Source organism: Pseudomonas sp. GL-B-19 (assembly GCF_019956415.1).
Classification (GTDB): Bacteria; Pseudomonadota; Gammaproteobacteria; order Pseudomonadales; family Pseudomonadaceae; genus Aquipseudomonas.
This window is the reverse complement of record NZ_JAHBDK010000059.1, coordinates 12,722-27,772: the sequence shown is the minus strand read 5'-3', so window position 1 is coordinate 27,772 and position 15,051 is coordinate 12,722. Positions and strand designations below refer to the sequence as shown.

15 protein-coding genes are annotated in these 15,051 nt (G+C 57.8%); 5 read left to right on the top strand and 10 right to left on the bottom strand.

Features of this window, described 5'->3' with window-relative positions:
- Nucleotides 1-237: 237 nt before the first annotated feature.
- The 3 genes from nhaB to KGB06_RS22535 form a co-directional block, all read right to left on the bottom strand.
- Nucleotides 238-1,740, bottom strand: coding sequence for a sodium/proton antiporter NhaB (nhaB, locus tag KGB06_RS22545; protein WP_223519697.1), 1,503 nt, complete (start codon nucleotides 1,738-1,740; stop codon nucleotides 238-240).
- Nucleotides 1,741-1,817: 77 nt separating this feature from the next.
- A complete protein-coding gene (locus KGB06_RS22540) occupies nucleotides 1,818-3,107 on the bottom strand; it encodes a hypothetical protein (RefSeq protein WP_223519695.1) in 1,290 nt (429 codons plus the stop codon).
- A 273-nt stretch (nucleotides 3,108-3,380) separates the two neighbouring features.
- Entirely contained in the window at nucleotides 3,381-3,647 is a 267-nt protein-coding gene (locus KGB06_RS22535) for a hypothetical protein (RefSeq protein ID WP_223519693.1), read from the bottom strand.
- A 343-nt stretch (nucleotides 3,648-3,990) separates the two neighbouring features.
- Between KGB06_RS22535 and KGB06_RS22530 the strand changes: the two genes are divergently transcribed.
- Nucleotides 3,991-5,316: a sigma-54 dependent transcriptional regulator gene (locus tag KGB06_RS22530; RefSeq protein ID WP_223519691.1), complete on the top strand. Its 1,326-nt coding sequence runs from the start codon at nucleotides 3,991-3,993 to the stop codon at nucleotides 5,314-5,316.
- Nucleotides 5,317-5,608: 292 nt separating this feature from the next.
- Here the strand turns inward: KGB06_RS22530 and KGB06_RS22525 are convergent, their stop codons facing one another.
- From KGB06_RS22525 to KGB06_RS29915, 3 genes are all read right to left on the bottom strand, one after another.
- Nucleotides 5,609-6,133 carry an AAA family ATPase gene (locus KGB06_RS22525; RefSeq protein WP_223519689.1) on the bottom strand — a complete coding sequence of 175 codons (525 nt, stop codon included), beginning with the start codon at nucleotides 6,131-6,133 and terminating at the stop codon, nucleotides 5,609-5,611.
- Nucleotides 6,130-6,693, bottom strand: a complete 564-nt coding sequence (pnuC, locus tag KGB06_RS22520) for a nicotinamide riboside transporter PnuC (protein WP_223519687.1) — start codon at nucleotides 6,691-6,693, stop codon at nucleotides 6,130-6,132. The genes KGB06_RS22525 and pnuC overlap by 4 nt, the downstream gene beginning before the upstream one ends.
- 247 nt (nucleotides 6,694-6,940) lie before the next feature.
- Nucleotides 6,941-7,069: a hypothetical protein gene (locus KGB06_RS29915; RefSeq protein ID WP_263288372.1), complete on the bottom strand. Its 129-nt coding sequence runs from the start codon at nucleotides 7,067-7,069 to the stop codon at nucleotides 6,941-6,943.
- 258 nt (nucleotides 7,070-7,327) lie between these two features.
- Here KGB06_RS29915 and KGB06_RS22515 point away from each other — a divergent pair, with 258 nt between their 5' ends.
- Nucleotides 7,328-8,158, top strand: coding sequence for an undecaprenyl-diphosphate phosphatase (locus tag KGB06_RS22515; protein WP_223519685.1), 831 nt, complete (start codon nucleotides 7,328-7,330; stop codon nucleotides 8,156-8,158).
- Complete coding sequence (locus KGB06_RS22510) at nucleotides 8,155-8,586, top strand: DUF1294 domain-containing protein (protein ID WP_223519683.1); 432 nt, start codon at nucleotides 8,155-8,157, stop codon at nucleotides 8,584-8,586. The genes KGB06_RS22515 and KGB06_RS22510 overlap by 4 nt, the downstream gene beginning before the upstream one ends.
- Here KGB06_RS22510 and KGB06_RS22505 read toward each other — a convergent pair.
- Together KGB06_RS22505 and KGB06_RS22500 are read right to left on the bottom strand one after the other, a co-directional pair.
- A complete protein-coding gene (locus KGB06_RS22505; protein ID WP_150778473.1) occupies nucleotides 8,583-8,942 on the bottom strand; it encodes an MmcQ/YjbR family DNA-binding protein in 360 nt (119 codons plus the stop codon). The genes KGB06_RS22510 and KGB06_RS22505 overlap by 4 nt on opposite strands.
- Nucleotides 8,939-9,847 carry a LysR substrate-binding domain-containing protein gene (locus KGB06_RS22500; RefSeq protein WP_223519681.1) on the bottom strand — a complete coding sequence of 303 codons (909 nt, stop codon included), beginning with the start codon at nucleotides 9,845-9,847 and terminating at the stop codon, nucleotides 8,939-8,941. Before KGB06_RS22500 ends, KGB06_RS22505 begins: the two co-directional genes overlap by 4 nt.
- Nucleotides 9,848-9,976: 129 nt before the next feature.
- Between KGB06_RS22500 and KGB06_RS22495 the strand changes: the two genes are divergently transcribed.
- Nucleotides 9,977-10,588 (top strand): FMN-dependent NADH-azoreductase, encoded by a 612-nt coding sequence (locus KGB06_RS22495; RefSeq protein WP_007949372.1) that lies wholly within the window; start codon nucleotides 9,977-9,979, stop codon nucleotides 10,586-10,588.
- Nucleotides 10,589-10,839: 251 nt separating this feature from the next.
- Nucleotides 10,840-11,877: an alpha/beta hydrolase family protein gene (locus KGB06_RS22490; RefSeq protein ID WP_223519679.1), complete on the top strand. Its 1,038-nt coding sequence runs from the start codon at nucleotides 10,840-10,842 to the stop codon at nucleotides 11,875-11,877.
- A gap of 99 nt (nucleotides 11,878-11,976) precedes the next feature.
- Here KGB06_RS22490 and KGB06_RS22485 read toward each other — a convergent pair whose 3' ends face one another.
- Together KGB06_RS22485 and KGB06_RS22480 are read right to left on the bottom strand one after the other, a co-directional pair.
- The gene (locus KGB06_RS22485) at nucleotides 11,977-13,164 is read right to left on the bottom strand and encodes an MFS transporter (RefSeq protein ID WP_223519677.1); all 1,188 of its coding nucleotides are present in this window, start codon (nucleotides 13,162-13,164) and stop codon (nucleotides 11,977-11,979) included.
- Between the two features lie 290 nt (nucleotides 13,165-13,454).
- Nucleotides 13,455-15,044, bottom strand: a complete 1,590-nt coding sequence (locus tag KGB06_RS22480) for an ABC-F family ATPase (protein WP_084321611.1) — start codon at nucleotides 15,042-15,044, stop codon at nucleotides 13,455-13,457.
- Between the last annotated feature and the right edge of the window lie 7 nt (nucleotides 15,045-15,051).

The following is a 15,051-nucleotide window of genomic DNA, read 5'->3' as shown; positions in this document are numbered from 1 at the left end:
CGTGAGCTCAACCAATGTTGGCCAGAAGCCAAAGATGGCTTCCTCGAATAGGCCTTATACATAGATGCAACCGGGTAGCAGTGTTTGAAAAGCAGGTAGACAGTGGGGGCGAGTCCATACATAGGAGTGAGCCTGCTCGCGATGAGGCCATACCAGTCAACATCATCGTTGAATGTCAGACCGCTATCGTCGGAACGCCGCCCGGAGCAGGCTCACTCCTACAGTTGTTAGTCTGTGTTACAGCCAGAAACTAACGGCATACCACCCGAGAACACCCATCACCACGGTGTATGGCAACGCCATCCACACCATCTTCCCGTATGACAGGCGAATCAGCGGCGCAATCGCCGAGGTCAGCAGAAACAGAAACGCCGCTTGGCCATTAGGCGTCGCCACGCTTGGCAGGTTTGTCCCGGTGTTGATCGCAATGGCCAGCGTCTCGAAGTGTTCGCGGCTCATATGGCCGGTGATAAACGCCTGTTTCACTTCAGTGATGTAAATGGTCGCCACAAACACATTGTCGCTGATGGCGGACAGCAAGCCGTTGGCAATGAACAGCATGCCAGGTTGCTGATTGGCCGGCAGCGTCAATACCCACTGGATCAGCGGAGTGAACAATTGCTGGTCGTGAATCACTGCCACCACCGCAAAAAACACCACCAGTAACGCGGTGAATGGCATAGCGTCCTTGAAGGCATTGCCGATACGGTGCTCGTCGGTGATGCCGGTGAACGCAGTAATCAACACGATTACCATCAACCCGATCAGGCCGACTTCCGCGATGTGAAACGCCAACCCTGCAATCAGGATCAACGCCGCGGCGCCTTGCACCAACAAGGCAGCGCGCTGGCGTGCGGTGCGCTCGGCGTTATCCTCGGCGGCATAGTTGGCCAGCACCGCGCGGACATTGTCCGGCAGCAGGGTGCCGTAACCGAACCATCGCAGTTTCTCCAGCAGCACGCAGGTCACCAGGCCGGCGACCAGCACCGGCAGCGAAACCGGGGCAACCTTCAAAAAGAATTCGGCGAAATGCCAGCCCATCTCATGGCCGATCAGCAGGTTCTGCGGCTCACCCACCAGCGTGCACACCCCGCCTAATGCCGTGCCTACGGCACCGTGCATCAACAGGCTACGCAAGAAGGCGCGGAACTGTTCGAGGTCTTCATGGTGAAGGGTGGGCAAATTGCGGTCATCGCTGTACGCGCTGTCCTGGCGTGGATCATTACCCGAGGCGACGCGGTGATAGACCGAATAAAAACCTACGGCCGCACTGATAATCACCGCAGTTACGGTCAAGGCATCCAGGAAGGCCGACAGGAATGCCGAGAGGAAGCAGAACATCAACGCCAGCAGCGCCTTGGAACGAACACCCAGTAGCAAGCGCGAAAACAGGAACAGCAACAGATCTTTCATGAAGTAGATGCCGGCCACCATGAACATCAGCAGCAGGATGACCGGAAAGTTGTGCAGCAGTTCGTCATACAGCGCCTGCGGCGTGGTCATTTGCAGCAGCAGTGCTTCGATCAGCAGCAGACCGCCAGGCATCAGCGGATAGCACTTGAGCGCCATGGCCAGGGTGAAAATGAATTCCAGCACCAGCAACCAACCGGCTGCGACCGGACCGACCGTCCACAGCACCAGTGCGTTGAGAATGAGGAAACCGAGAATGCTCGCCTTATACCAGCGAGGTGAGTGGCCGAGAAAGTTGTGCGCGAACGCCTGGGCCATTGAACCGGACATCGGCTGCTCCTTGTTTTAAGAAGCGCGCAACTTGCCGTAACAAGATCGGAATATCAAGCGCGGAAAAGCGGTTCAGCCTAGCCGAGATAGCGCACTACAACGGCCTTGTAGTTGTCATCCAGTGAATAACCGCCCACGACAATTCTTCCGTCAGCCTGAATGGCCACCGACGTCGCGGTGTCCAGGTGGCGGCCAAGACGTGTGCGAACCCAGCAGGTGCCTTCGGCAAAGCCGGGGTCGAGCTGCCCGCCGGGTAAATAGCGGGCTAACAGGAAATCGGCTTCGATCCCGCCGAGGGTGGCGCCAACCGCCAACACACGACCATCTGACTGGCGCCGGGCGGCAGTCCACTGGCAGCCGCTGCGGCCAATTTTCAGTAACTGAGGCTGGCCGCCGTTGCAATGAACGTCTGGGCGACCATTGCTGTGTATTTTCAAGGCAAGGCATTGCATCGGGTCGCGACTGCTGCCAAGACATTGCAAGTCGCCATTGTCCTGCTCGATGATCTGGCTGACCTGAGCGCCGTGCTCCGCAGCCCTGAACGTCATAAAACCATCCACAGCGAAGGACTCATCCAGACGGCCGTCGGGGAGGTAGCGGGCCAGCAAGCCTTCTTCGGGGAAATTGACTGATCCACCTACCATGATCCGACCATCGCGTTGCACCATCAGGCTGCTGAGCCAGGAGTTCATCAGTAAATGCCTGACAACCACGAAGCCGCGGCCGTTGAAGGACGTGTCCAACTCGCCTTGGCGGGTGAGGCGGATCAGCAGGCCGACATGATCGGCCAGTTCGAAATGGTGGTTGGCCAGCAGCAGGATTTTGCCGTCAGTCTGGACCTGTACGTCGCAGGCTTCGGCCCCAGGGACGCCAGGGGGAAGCCAGAGATCGCGCATGCCCAGGGACAGGTTACCCGGCAGGCGTACGACACAGAGCCCGTTGTCCGCGAAGTGTTCGACGGGGTGACCTTGCGAATCGAACAGCGCCAATGCCGGCAGCGTTCGGTGAGCGTTTTCATAGTGCAGGCCGGCCACCAGAATATGCCCGTTGGTGAGGACGTGGACTTTGCCCGCCATTGCCTCGTGACCGCGCTGGAACTGCCCGATAACGCTTCCGTTAGTGCCAAATGCGAGGTCCGCCGAGCCGTCTTCCAGTAATCGAGCGAGGCCAAAGCAGCTGCCATTCGGCATGCCGACGGTCGCCGCGACCAGCACGCGACCATTGGCGTCCATCTCCACGCTTTTAGCGATGCTTGAAATGCTATCGGCGAAATACACGTGGGTTTTGCCACTGCAGGCGAAACTGTGATCCAGGTCGCCAGCTGTGTGCCGCGATGCAGGTAGGGCAAAAGCCGTCTGGTGTGGCATGCGCGCATCTCCTTGCGAGCTGACCGAAACCCAAGGGACGGGCGGGCAACTGCCTGCTAAACATTCAATCCCTGAATCAACAATCACACAACTGTCATAACTAACAAGCGGAGGGTCACTGTGTGCCAGAACAGTGTCTTTTCGAACCACTGACAAGCCTGCCAAGTAATTCGATACGGCGAAGTTGGAGTTTGGGTGCGCTGTTACTGTTGAAAACAGCCAACTGGATAGAAGGCGAAGGGGCGGACTACGTTGAAGTAATCCGCAAACCCCTTAATGCGGCATGGACCACGATTGCAGTTTATAACCTTCCTGGCTCAACTCGGCACGGGCCTGCTGCAGCAGGAGTTCGAGTTGTACTGGGTCGGAATAGGCGCTGCTGGGGATTTGGGCGTGACCGATATGGGTATTGGTGCGGTCTATGACGGTGATGCAGAGCTCGCCATTGCCGTCTTGTTGAGCCCAGGCGATGTATTTGAAGGGTTTAAACGCGCGCTTGGCAATCAAAAGAGCTTCGTTGATACGGAGCGAGGCGGTCATGGGGTCTTATCTCTGTATGCCCAATCAAGTGATGTGCCGTCGGTTGGGCTTACCGTTCGGCTGGTTACTTGTACTGATGCCCCCAACAGTGGGTCAGGTCACACGCAATCAAAAGAAATTTCAACTTTCCTTCAAATACTCAATGCCGGGCATCTTTTGAAAGCTGAACGAAAGATACGACTCGTCAGGTAACTCACAAGAAAAATTCTTATAACTAATTAAGTAGCGCCCCTATAGTCAATCGATACAAGGGTCTGTCAGTTTCTTGCTAATGTTACAGCCAGGTCCGGTAAATGACTGTTTTTGCGAATATTTCCTATAATTTGGCGTCAAGGAACAGTCCATGATCGAAGCGCCCGCGCTACGACGTCTATTAGTAGTAGACCCCTGTGACGACTGCCATCGTCTATTCCCGGGTTTGCGCTCTGTGGGGTGGGATGTTGATAGCTGTTCCCTGGAGAGCGCCGTCGATCGAATCTGCGACGTTGGCCTGTTGCGTTTACAACCCTTTCATCTGGCACACCCCGACCCTGTCAAAGAGCTGATCAGTCGCAGTGGCACCGAGTGGATCGCTGTACTCAATCAGGAAGTGCTGCGCTTGCAGAATGTCGGGGATTTCGTTTGCGAATGGTTTTTCGACTTCCATACCTTGCCGTTTGACGTCGCCCGGGTTCAAGTCACGCTGGGGCGGGCGTTCGGCATGGCGCGCCTGCGCGGGCAGGGTGCGATTCACATCAATCAGAATGAACACGAGCTACTTGGCGACAGCAAGTCGATTTGTGAACTGCGCAAATTGCTGAACAAGCTGGCGCCCACCGAGTCTCCGGTATTGATTCGTGGTGAAAGCGGTACCGGTAAGGGATTGGTGGCCCGCACCCTGCACCGCCAGTCCCTGCGCCACAGCAAACCTTTTGTGGCGATCAATTGCGGTGCGATTCCCGAACACCTGATCCAGTCCGAGCTGTTTGGCCATGAGAAGGGGGCCTTTACTGGCGCCCATCAACGCAAGGTCGGACGGATCGAAGCGGCCAATGGCGGCACACTGTTTCTCGACGAGATCGGTGACTTACCCTTGGAGCTGCAAGCCCATCTGCTGCGCTTCCTACAGGAGAAACACATCGAGCGTGTGGGTGGCGGTGAGCCGATACCGGTGGATGTGCGGGTGTTGGCGGCGACTCACGTAGACCTTGAGGCCATGATCGAAAAGAAACGCTTTCGCGAAGATTTGTATTACCGCCTGAACGTACTGCAAGTCGACACCGCTCCACTGCGTGAGCGCCATGCCGACCTGTTGATGCTGGCCAACCACTTTTCCCACTTCTACAGCCATGAAACCGGCCGCCGTCCTCGCAGTTTCAGCGAAGACGCGCTGATTGCCATGGGCAAGCATGACTGGCCGGGCAATGTGCGCGAGTTGGCCAACCGGGTACGACGCGGGCTGGTGTTGGCCGAAGGCCGGCAGATCGAGGCGCGAGACTTGGGGTTGATCAGTCAGCACACCACTGCCACGCCGATGGGTACGTTGGAGAACTACAAGGACCGGGCGGAGCGCCAGGCCTTGTGTGATGTACTTAACCGCCACAGCGATAATTTGAGCGTCGCCGCCAAGGTGCTGGGGATATCCAGGCCTACTTTTTACCGTTTGTTGCACAAGCATCATATACGTTGAGGTGCAAGTTTTTAGCTGCAAGCTGAAAGTAAAAGCTTTGAACACGCCATCAACAAAAAAACCGCGGAAAAGCGGTTTTTTTGTGGGGGCCAATTAGAAGTAGTATGGGAATTTCAGACTGAAGGAAAAGTCTGGCGCATCGTCGGTGACGCCGATGGCCAGAAGTCGTTGAAGGCAGGTTGTATCAGTGATTTAACATTTTCTTGCCAAAGTGCTAAAACCGCTTTAGCTCGCGGGTTTGCGCAGGGCTGGATGTTCCAGGAATGGACATTTTCGGTGGGGCACACCCCTATTACACCTTGAGCAAGCGTGTCACAGCCTCGAATGCCGCGTCCTTGCGCTGCTGCCAATCACCTTGCAGTACCTGACAAGGCTGGCGGTGCAGGTCAAGCCATTGGCGGCTTGCCTGGAAAAACGCCTGGCGTTCTGCCAGTTGCGGTTGGCAACGCTGCCCGTCGTCATGCCAAGCCACGGTTTCAGGGCTCAGCAGCAAATGCAGGTCGTAGTGCCGTTCCAGCAATGCTTGCTCGATCCATGTCGGGCAATCATCAAACAACGTGCGACTCCAAAGGATATTGCTTAAGAGATGCGTATCGAGGATCAGCAGTGACGGCTGTTTGGCTCGTGCTTCATCTTCCCAAGCCAACTGGCCATGTGCTATCGACGTAATATCGTCGTAGCAGGTATTGCGAGCTTCGCTGTCGATGAAATGCCGAACGTACTCATTGATCAATATGCCGCCAAAATTGGCGTGAATCTCGCCCGAAAGCCAGCTCTTGCCACTGGATTCCGGCCCCGTGAGCACCAATACCTTCATGCGCGTAATGCCGGGTCGGCACGCCATTCACGCCAGCCTTGCACCGCCAGCAACAGGAACAGTGCATAGAGGGCAGACGTGAGGTACATGCCTTTATAGATGAACAGCCCGACGAAAATCACATCAACGGCGATCCACAGTGGCCAGCATTGCACGCGCTTTTGCGCCATCCACATCTGCGCGACCAGGCTGAACCCGGTCAGTGCGGCGTCGAGCCATGGCTGGGCGGCATCGGTCCAGTGCGCCATGGCGGCGCCCAACAGCACACTGCCCAGCGCGCCGACCGCAAGGCTCAGGGCCACTGCCTTTGCGTCGAGCCGGCTGACCTGCCGACCGGTCTTCGCCTCGCCTGCACGTGTCCATTGCCGCCAGCCGTAGAGTTGCAGCGCCGCGTAGACCACTTGCAGGAGCATGTCCGAATACAGCTTCACCTCAAAAAAGATCCAGCTATAAAGCAGCACCATGACCAGACCGATCGGCCAGCACCAGGGGTTCTGTTTGACCGTCAACCAGACGGCGATCACACCGAGGGCGGCGGCAAACAGTTCAAGCCCGGACATGGAGGTTCCTTGGGAAAGCGAAATAGGGGGGCGGATTGTACCGGCAGCTGCCACCAAGTAGAACCTGTAGCAACGAAGCTGCATCCCGCTTGTAGAAGCTGACGAGCAGCGCGAGGCTGCGTTCGGCGACGAAGTCGTCGTGAAATCAGGTTGTATGGTGGTTCAGGAGCTTCGCGTACTCAGGTTTTCGACTGCTGCGCAGCCGGACGCAGCCTCGCGCTGCTCGGCAGCTGCTACAGAGGGCGTGTTACACGCGCAATTGCTTGAGCATCAACATCACCACCGACACGATCAAGATGAGCCACAAGCGTCGGCTGATCGACACACTGCGCAAGCTGTTCAAAACGCCGTCACTCCAATATTTTTTTCTTGTCATAAACGATTGCCAGCATCCAGCCACGCGTTGCCGGGCGGGCATATGCAACCCAAGTCCTATTCCGCGGCAGCGTTATAAAGGCTTGTCTGATAGGATTTCGGCCCCGCGCGGAAAAACCTGAATCCGGGTTGGATTTTCACGGAATTTTTACGGTTCCGTCTGGATCCTGTGCGCGCGGAACTTCAGCTACGCTCAGCGCGATGAACGTTTAAAAAAACTAACGGGGCATGCCTGGGGGCATCGCTTTTTGGGGGATTGATGGATCTGTGGACTGCCTTTCAGGCATTGATACTTGGCGTAGTGGAAGGGCTGACGGAGTTTCTGCCCATTTCCAGTACCGGGCACCAAATCATCGTGGCCGACTTGCTCGATTTCGGTGGTGAACGCGCTATCGCGTTCAACATCATTATCCAGTTGGGTGCGATCCTGGCGGTGGTGTGGGAGTTCCGCCGCAAGATTCTCGATGTGGTCACCGGTTTGCCGACGCAACCGAGCGCTCGACGTTTCACTGCCAACCTGTTGATTGCTTTCATGCCGGCCGTGGTACTGGGGGTGATTTTCTCCGACTTGATTCACCATTACCTGTTCAACCCGATTACCGTCGCCACGGCGCTGGTGGTGGGCGGGATCATTATGTTGTGGGCCGAGAAACGCCAACATGAGGTGCATGCGGAAACCGTCGACGAGATTACGTGGCAAGATGCGCTGAAAGTCGGTTTCGCCCAGTGCCTGGCCATGATTCCGGGTACTTCGCGTTCCGGATCGACCATCATTGGCGGGTTGCTGTTCGGCCTGTCGCGCAAGACTGCTACCGAATTCTCGTTCTTCCTGGCGATGCCGACCATGGTTGCTGCGGCGGTGTATTCGGGTTTCAAATACCGTCACTTGTTCGTGCCAGCGGATTTTCCGGTGTTCGCGATTGGTTTCGTGACGGCGTTCATCTTCGCCATGATCGCGGTCCGTGGCTTGCTCAAGTTCATCGCCAGCCACAGCTACGCGGCGTTTGCCTGGTATCGAATCGTGTTCGGCCTGGTGATTTTGGCGACCTGGCAGTTTGGCTGGGTCGACTGGTCTGCGGTCAAGCCATGAGTGATGCCGGCACGCGCCGCAACCCCGGACGCAGGTCCGGGGGAGAGAACATTCAGAATCTACGGCTGAAACTGCTGGTTTTTGCAGTGCTTTGCGCGCTGCCGATGTTTGGTTCGGTGTCGCTCTGGCTGCGCGGGATGTCGTTGATTCCGCTGGCGGCGTACGGAATCGTCAGTGTGCTGGCGTTTTTCCTGTACTGGAGCGACAAGCGCAAGGCCCGCGCTGACAGCTGGCGCACGCCGGAAAACGTCTTGCACGCGGTTGAACTGGCGGGTGGCTGGCCCGGTGCCTTGCTGGCCCAGCAGGTGTTTCGACACAAGACCCGCAAAGTCTCCTATCAGCTGCTGTTCTGGCTGATTGTGTTGCTGCACGAGGTGTTCTGGATCGACCAGTTGTTCCTCGGTGCGAACCTGCTGGCATTGCTTTAAAGCAGCAATCCCACCTGGGTGCGCTTGGGCAACTTGCTCACCACCAGTTGGTGGGAACGTTGCAACAAGCCTTGCAGCTCTTCGGCACCCAGCGGGTAGGGCGTTTGCATGATGATCCACTGGGCTCTCGCCAAATAGGGGGCCGGGTGGATGCCCGGCCGGTCGCAATGCCCCAGAAACAGGTCCTTGTCGACTTTGAAGGCCAGGGAGTCGCCGCGCAGGTTCTGCAACGCGAACATCTTGTTCCCGGCAATCGAAAACACCCGCACACCGCCCCACTTATAGTCCTCCCGCGCACCCGGCAGCGCGAGACAGAACTGTGCGACGTCCTCTTCGCTCATACGTGCTGCCTTCATATCAGTCGGTCCCCACAGGCGTTGAATGATTCGATCAAGTGGTCGAGCCAGGCACGAACCGCGGGCATCACCCCGCGCCGATGAGGGTATACCGCTTGCAGCCAGCCGCCCGGCAATGACCATTCGGGTAGCAGTTGTACCAGCGAGCCCGATTCCAGCTCCTGCTCGCAATACATCATAGGCAGCAAGGTAAAGCCCTGACCGGCGAGGGTGCAGGCCTTGCGCACGATGAAGTCGTCGATGCCCAGCCGCGCTTCCAGGCTCAGCTCAAGACTTTTGCCCTTTTGATCCAGCAGGCGGATATGCACCATGCGGTCGGCTTCGAGGGCGCCGAGTATAGGAAGGTTCTTCAGGTCTTCGGGTTGGTTGACTTCCTGTCCGTGCAAAAATTCGGGGGTGGCGACCATGACCATTTGCGCCTGGCGCAAGCGTCGAGTGACCAATAACGGATCTTCGTCGCCCAACTCACGCACGCGCAAGGCGACGTCGACGCCTTCAGTCACCAGGTCGACCCGGCGATTGACCAACATGACTTCCAGCTGTACCTGGGGGTATTTTTCAAGAAACCGTGCGATGACCGTCGGCAATCTCTCATGCGCCAGGCCGACGGGGCAGGACACCCGCAGTCGCCCGCGCGGTTCGCTGGACATGCTGGCCACCGCTTCATCGGCCATTTCGGCTTCCAGCAGCATTGCCTGACAGTGCCGCAGGTAGCGCTCGCCCACGGCCGTCAGCTTGAGTTGGCGGGTGGTGCGTTGCAGCAGACGCGCGCCAAGGCGTTCTTCCAGTTCGGCAATGCGCCGTGAAAGGCGCGATTTGGGTATCCCGAGCAAACGCCCGGCGGCCGCGAAGCCGCCGGCTTCAACCACCTTGGCAAAATAGTAGAGATCGTTGAGGTCTTGCATGACGGCAGTCCAATTGTTCTATCAGTGGGACGAACTATCGCATTGTTGCGGTCTAATCAGTTATTGGTTTCGTCTGTAGGATTCTTTCCATCAGATCGCCCCGTGGCGGTCCTCACCTGGAGATCCCACATGAAACTGTTGCATATCGATTCGAGCATTCTTGGTGACAACTCGGCTTCCCGTCTGCTGAGCAGCGAAGTCGTTAAAGCCTGGCAAACCGCAGAGCCGAACGCCGTGGTCACTTACCGCGATCTGGCCGCCGATGCCATCAGCCATTTCTCCGCCACAACGCTGGTCGCCGCCGGTACTACCGCCGAACTGCGCAACGCCGCCCAACAGCACGAAGCCGAACTGAGCGCCACCACCCTGGCCGAATTCCTCGCCGCCGATGCTGTCGTGATTGCCGCACCGATGTACAACTTCACCATCCCGACCCAACTCAAGGCCTGGATCGATCGCATCGCCGTTGCCGGACAGACCTTCCGTTACACCGAAGCCGGCCCTGAAGGCCTGTGCGGTGGCAAGAAAGTCGTGATCGTTTCGACTTCCGGTGGCTTGCATGCCGGTCAGGCCACGGGCGTGGCTCACGAAGAGTACTTGAAAGTGCTGTTCGGCTTCATCGGCATCACCGACATCGAGTTTGTCCGTGCCCACGGCCTGGCCTACGGTGACGAAGTGCGTACTAAAGCCATGAGCGACGCTCAAGCGCAAATCAGCGAGCAATTGTTCGCCGCTGCGTAAGGCTTGCGTAAAAGACGTCTAACTGCTCAGGCAACACCTCAAAAAACTCTGTATTCTGATCACGCAAGTGCCAGGTGCGGAGTTTTTTGTTTCTGGCTGTTACAGGTTGTGGCCCAGGTTATGCAGCACGGGGTTAACGTCCCCGTTCTGCAACGACCTTGGTGGCCGCAAATTGCTGGTACAAGGCCGCTGCCTCGATAAACCGAGGAGAACGGGCTTTGCGGTCAAGTAACAAATGGTGGGGCATCCTTATGGTGCGTCTTTGTGCAGCGTTACTGTTTTGCCTGCTCAGCAGCCTGAATTCAGTTCACGCCGCGCCTGCGCCGCATCCTCACTGGAGCGTCGGCTTCCATGAGATGAGTTTTCTCGACCCCCTCGATTTGCAACCGATGCACGCCATCGCGTTCTATCCCTCCAGCGCCAGAGAACACACCAGTAATATCGAGGGCTACACGGTCGAAGCCGGGGAAGACATCCCTGTGGCTATCGGGCGCTTCCCGATGCTGATGCTGTCCCATGGCAACACCGGAACCCCGCTGGCCCTGCATTACCTTGCCACCTCGCTGGCGCGCAAAGGCTTTGTGGTGGTCGCGGTGATCCATCCCGGCGACAACTCCAAAGACCACAGTCGCCTCGGTACGTTGAGTAACCTTTACGGCCGGCCCATCCAGATTTCCGAAGCCATTACCGCCACCTTGGGCGATCGCATGCTCGCGCCGTTCGTCAATGCCAATCAGGTCGGGGTGATTGGCTATTCGGCGGGCGGTGAGACGGCGTTGATTCTTTCAGGTGCCACGCCGGACCTGGATCGCCTGCGCCGCTATTGCCACGAGCGTCCGGACGACCACGATGCTTGCAACACCCAAGGCGAACTGATCGTCGACCGCGATGACCTGCAACCCGTGGCCGACCCGCGCGTGCATGCCTTGCTGTTGATGGCGCCGTTGAGTTTGAAGTTCGGCCGTCAAACGCTGGCGGACGTGCATGTGCCGGTACTGCTTTACAGTGGCGATGGCGACAAACTGGTGGCGTTCGATAAAAACGCTGCGGCGCTTGCGCGCAAACTGCCGATCGCACCGGATTTCAAATTGCTGGCTGGCGCGGGGCATTTCGTGTTCATGGCGCCGTGCAACGAAGAACAGATCATCGCCATGCCGGCACTGTGTACCGACGCCGATGGTGTCGACCGTGAAGGCATTCATCGCGACATGATTTCCGAGGCCGGGCGTTTCTTCACTCGCTCGCTGGGCATCGCAACCCGGGCGGGCCTGCAAACCGCCGATCAGTAGGAGCCGAGCTTGCTCGCGATGGCGGCCTGTCTGGCGACGCATTTGTTGAATGTGACGCCGCCATCGCGAGCAAGCTCGGCTCCTACAGGATTGTGTTGGTTAGGCCATCGCGCGGTGTTTCAGTAGCAAGGTCAAGCCAAGGCCAGTCACCGACAACAACGCCGCACTAAAGAAAATCCACGTATACCCCAGGTTTAACGCCACCGCGCCCATCAACGGCCCGGCGATTGCCAGTGCCAGATCAAAAAATACCGCATAGGCACTCAAACCTGCGCCGCGACTGGAATTGGGCACCTGTTTGATCGCTTCAACACCCAGCGCCGGATAGACGAGCGACAAGCCAAAACCGGTCAGGCCTGCGCCGATCAACGCATATCCAGTCGAAGGGGCCAGCCACAGGAGCCCCAGGCCCACGGTTTCAATGCTCATGCAGGCAATCGCCGAGGTGAATCCGCCGAAACGGCTGATACTGGAGATGAATAGCAGTCGCGCCAAAATAAAGCAGACGCCGAATACCGTCAGGCAATACGCGGCGCCGGCCCAGCCACGGCTGACGTAATACAGGGTAATAAAGGTGGTCAGCGTGCCGTAACCGATGGAGGCCAGGCTCAGGCTCGCCCCGAACGGTGCAATGCGCCCGAACACTGCCCAAAATGGCAGCCGCTCGCCGCGAACCACCGGCACTGAAGGTTTGTTGCGGATCAGCAGCAGCGCGGCAAGGGCTAAAAGCGACAGTGCGATCCCCAAACTGGCGAACCCATACTCGGCGACCATCACCACGCCCAGCGGTGCGCCAATAGCGATGGCGCCGTAAGACGCAATGCCGTTCCAGGAGATTGAACGGGCCGTGTGTTGAGCCCCGACCTGGCCCATGCACCAACTGATGGTGCCGACGCCGATCAGTCCTTGGGCGATCCCAAGTAACAAGCGACCGGCGATCAGGATCAACAGACTGAGCAGCGGCAAGCTTTGCAACAACGTCGAAAGCAACGTCAACACGCCGCTCAACACAATCCCCGTCAACCCGTAAATAATCGCCCGCTTAGTGCCGATGCTGTCCGACATGCGCCCGGCCATGGGCCGGCTGAGCAGGGTGGCCAAGTATTGCGAGCCAATGGTCAGCCCCGCGATGATCGCGCTGAAACCCAGTTGCTCATGGACATACCCCGGCAACACCGCAATCGGCATACCGATGCAGAGGAAGGCAATAAAAGTATAAAAAACGATGGAGACGATCTGCAGGGTGATCGCCAGGGAGCTTTGCGGGGACTGTTGCTGCGCAGACATGTGGGCTCGTTCGCGGGCGGCGGTGGGAGAGCTGCATCATGGCTTGGGTGTGAAATAAAAGAAAGCAGGCTAACTATATTCGTGGTGTCTGAAGGCCCCTTCGCGGGCAAGCCTCGCTCCTACGGGATCAAAGTCGTCCACAACAATTGCGCACGACGCAAATCCTGTAGGAGCGAGCGATGCGGCGATCCGACTTGCCCGCGAAGAGGTCCTCTGCACCGAAAAATATTCAGCCCTGAAATGCAAAAAGCCCCGTCACGAGGACAGGGCTTTTCATTTATTGCGAACGCTTAGAACACAACGCCCTGGCTACGCAGGTAATCATCATAGGTGCCGCTGAAGTCGATCACGCCGCTAGGGCTGAGCTCGATAATGCGGGTTGCCAGCGACGATACAAACTCACGGTCGTGGCTGACGAAGATCAGCGTGCCCGGGTAGTTCTCCAGCGCCAGGTTCAGCGCCTCGATGGATTCCATGTCCAAGTGGTTGGTCGGTTCGTCCATGATCAACACGTTCGGCTTTTGCAGGATCAGCTTGCCGAACAGCATGCGACCTTGCTCACCACCGGAGATGACCTTGACCGACTTGAGGATCTCGTCGTTGGAGAACAGCATGCGACCGAGAGTGCCACGAACCAGTTGCTCGCCGCCTTGAGTCCACTGGCCCATCCAGTCGAACAGGTTGCAGTCGTCTTCGAAGTCGTGTGCGTGGTCCTGGGCGTAGTAACCCAGTTCCGCGGCGTCGGTCCACTTCACAGTACCGGCATCCGGGGTCAGTTCGTTGACCAGGGTGCGCAGCAGGGTGGTTTTACCGATACCGTTCGGACCGATGATCGCAACGCGCTCGCCAGCTTCAACCTGGAAGCTGAAGTCCTTGAACAGCGTCTTGCCGTCGAAGCCTTTGGCCATGCGTTCGACGATGACCGCCTGACGGTGCAGCTTCTTGGTTTGTTCGAAACGGATGAACGGGCTCACACGGCTCGAAGGCTTGACCTCGGCCAGCTGGATCTTGTCGATCGCCTTGGCACGGGAGGTGGCCTGCTTGGCTTTCGAGGCGTTGGCCGAGAAGCGGCTGACGAACGATTGCAGTTCCGAAATCTGCGCTTTCTTCTTGGCGTTGTCCGACAGCAGTTGCTCGCGGGACTGGGTCGCCACGGTCATGTACTCGTCGTAGTTGCCCGGGAACAGACGCAGCTCGCCGTAATCCAGGTCAGCCATGTGGGTGCACACGCTGTTCAGGAAGTGACGGTCGTGAGAGATGATGATCATCAGGCTGGAGCGCTGGGTCAGCACGTTTTCCAGCCAGCGGATGGTGTTGATGTCCAGGTGGTTGGTCGGTTCGTCGAGCAACAGTACTTCAGGATCGGAGAACAGCGCCTGCGCCAGCAATACGCGCAGTTTCCAGCCTGGAGACACTTCGCTCATCGGGCCAAAGTGTTGCTCGATGCCGATACCCAGACCCAGCAGCAATTCACCGGCACGGGATTCGGCGGTGTAGCCGTCCATTTCGGCGAATTCGGTTTCCAGCTCGGCCACGGCCATGCCGTCTTCTTCAGTCATTTCCGGCAGCGAGTAGATACGGTCGCGCTCGGCCTTGACCTTCCACAGCTCTTCGTGACCCATGATCACGGTGTCGATCACGGTGAATTCTTCGTAAGCGAACTGGTCCTGGCGCAATTTACCCAGACGCACGTTCGGCTCGAGCATGACCTGGCCACCGGAAGGCTCAAGGTCGCCACCGAGGATTTTCATGAAAGTCGACTTGCCGCAACCGTTGGCGCCGATCAGGCCGTAGCGGTTGCCCGCGCCGAATTTGACCGAAACGTTTTCGAATAGCGGCTTGGCGCCGAACTGCATCGTGATGTTAGCTGTGGAGATCAATTACTTT

Coding starts and splice junctions, on each gene's coding strand:
- KGB06_RS22525 (WP_223519689.1), bottom strand. CDS start 6,133: ATGAAGGTATTGGTGCTCACGGGGCCGGAATCCAGTGGCAAGAGCTGG.
- pnuC (WP_223519687.1), bottom strand. CDS start 6,693: ATGTCCGGGCTTGAACTGTTTGCCGCCGCCCTCGGTGTGATCGCCGTC.
- KGB06_RS22540 (WP_223519695.1), bottom strand. CDS start 3,107: ATGCCACACCAGACGGCTTTTGCCCTACCTGCATCGCGGCACACAGCT.
- KGB06_RS22500 (WP_223519681.1), bottom strand. CDS start 9,847: ATGCAAGACCTCAACGATCTCTACTATTTTGCCAAGGTGGTTGAAGCC.
- KGB06_RS22495 (WP_007949372.1), top strand. CDS start 9,977: ATGAAACTGTTGCATATCGATTCGAGCATTCTTGGTGACAACTCGGCT.
- KGB06_RS22485 (WP_223519677.1), bottom strand. CDS start 13,164: ATGTCTGCGCAGCAACAGTCCCCGCAAAGCTCCCTGGCGATCACCCTG.
- KGB06_RS29915 (WP_263288372.1), bottom strand. CDS start 7,069: ATGACAAGAAAAAAATATTGGAGTGACGGCGTTTTGAACAGCTTGCGC.
- KGB06_RS22510 (WP_223519683.1), top strand. CDS start 8,155: ATGAGTGATGCCGGCACGCGCCGCAACCCCGGACGCAGGTCCGGGGGA.
- KGB06_RS22505 (WP_150778473.1), bottom strand. CDS start 8,942: ATGAAGGCAGCACGTATGAGCGAAGAGGACGTCGCACAGTTCTGTCTC.
- KGB06_RS22535 (WP_223519693.1), bottom strand. CDS start 3,647: ATGACCGCCTCGCTCCGTATCAACGAAGCTCTTTTGATTGCCAAGCGC.
- nhaB (WP_223519697.1), bottom strand. CDS start 1,740: ATGTCCGGTTCAATGGCCCAGGCGTTCGCGCACAACTTTCTCGGCCAC.
- KGB06_RS22490 (WP_223519679.1), top strand. CDS start 10,840: ATGGTGCGTCTTTGTGCAGCGTTACTGTTTTGCCTGCTCAGCAGCCTG.
- KGB06_RS22515 (WP_223519685.1), top strand. CDS start 7,328: ATGGATCTGTGGACTGCCTTTCAGGCATTGATACTTGGCGTAGTGGAA.
- KGB06_RS22530 (WP_223519691.1), top strand. CDS start 3,991: ATGATCGAAGCGCCCGCGCTACGACGTCTATTAGTAGTAGACCCCTGT.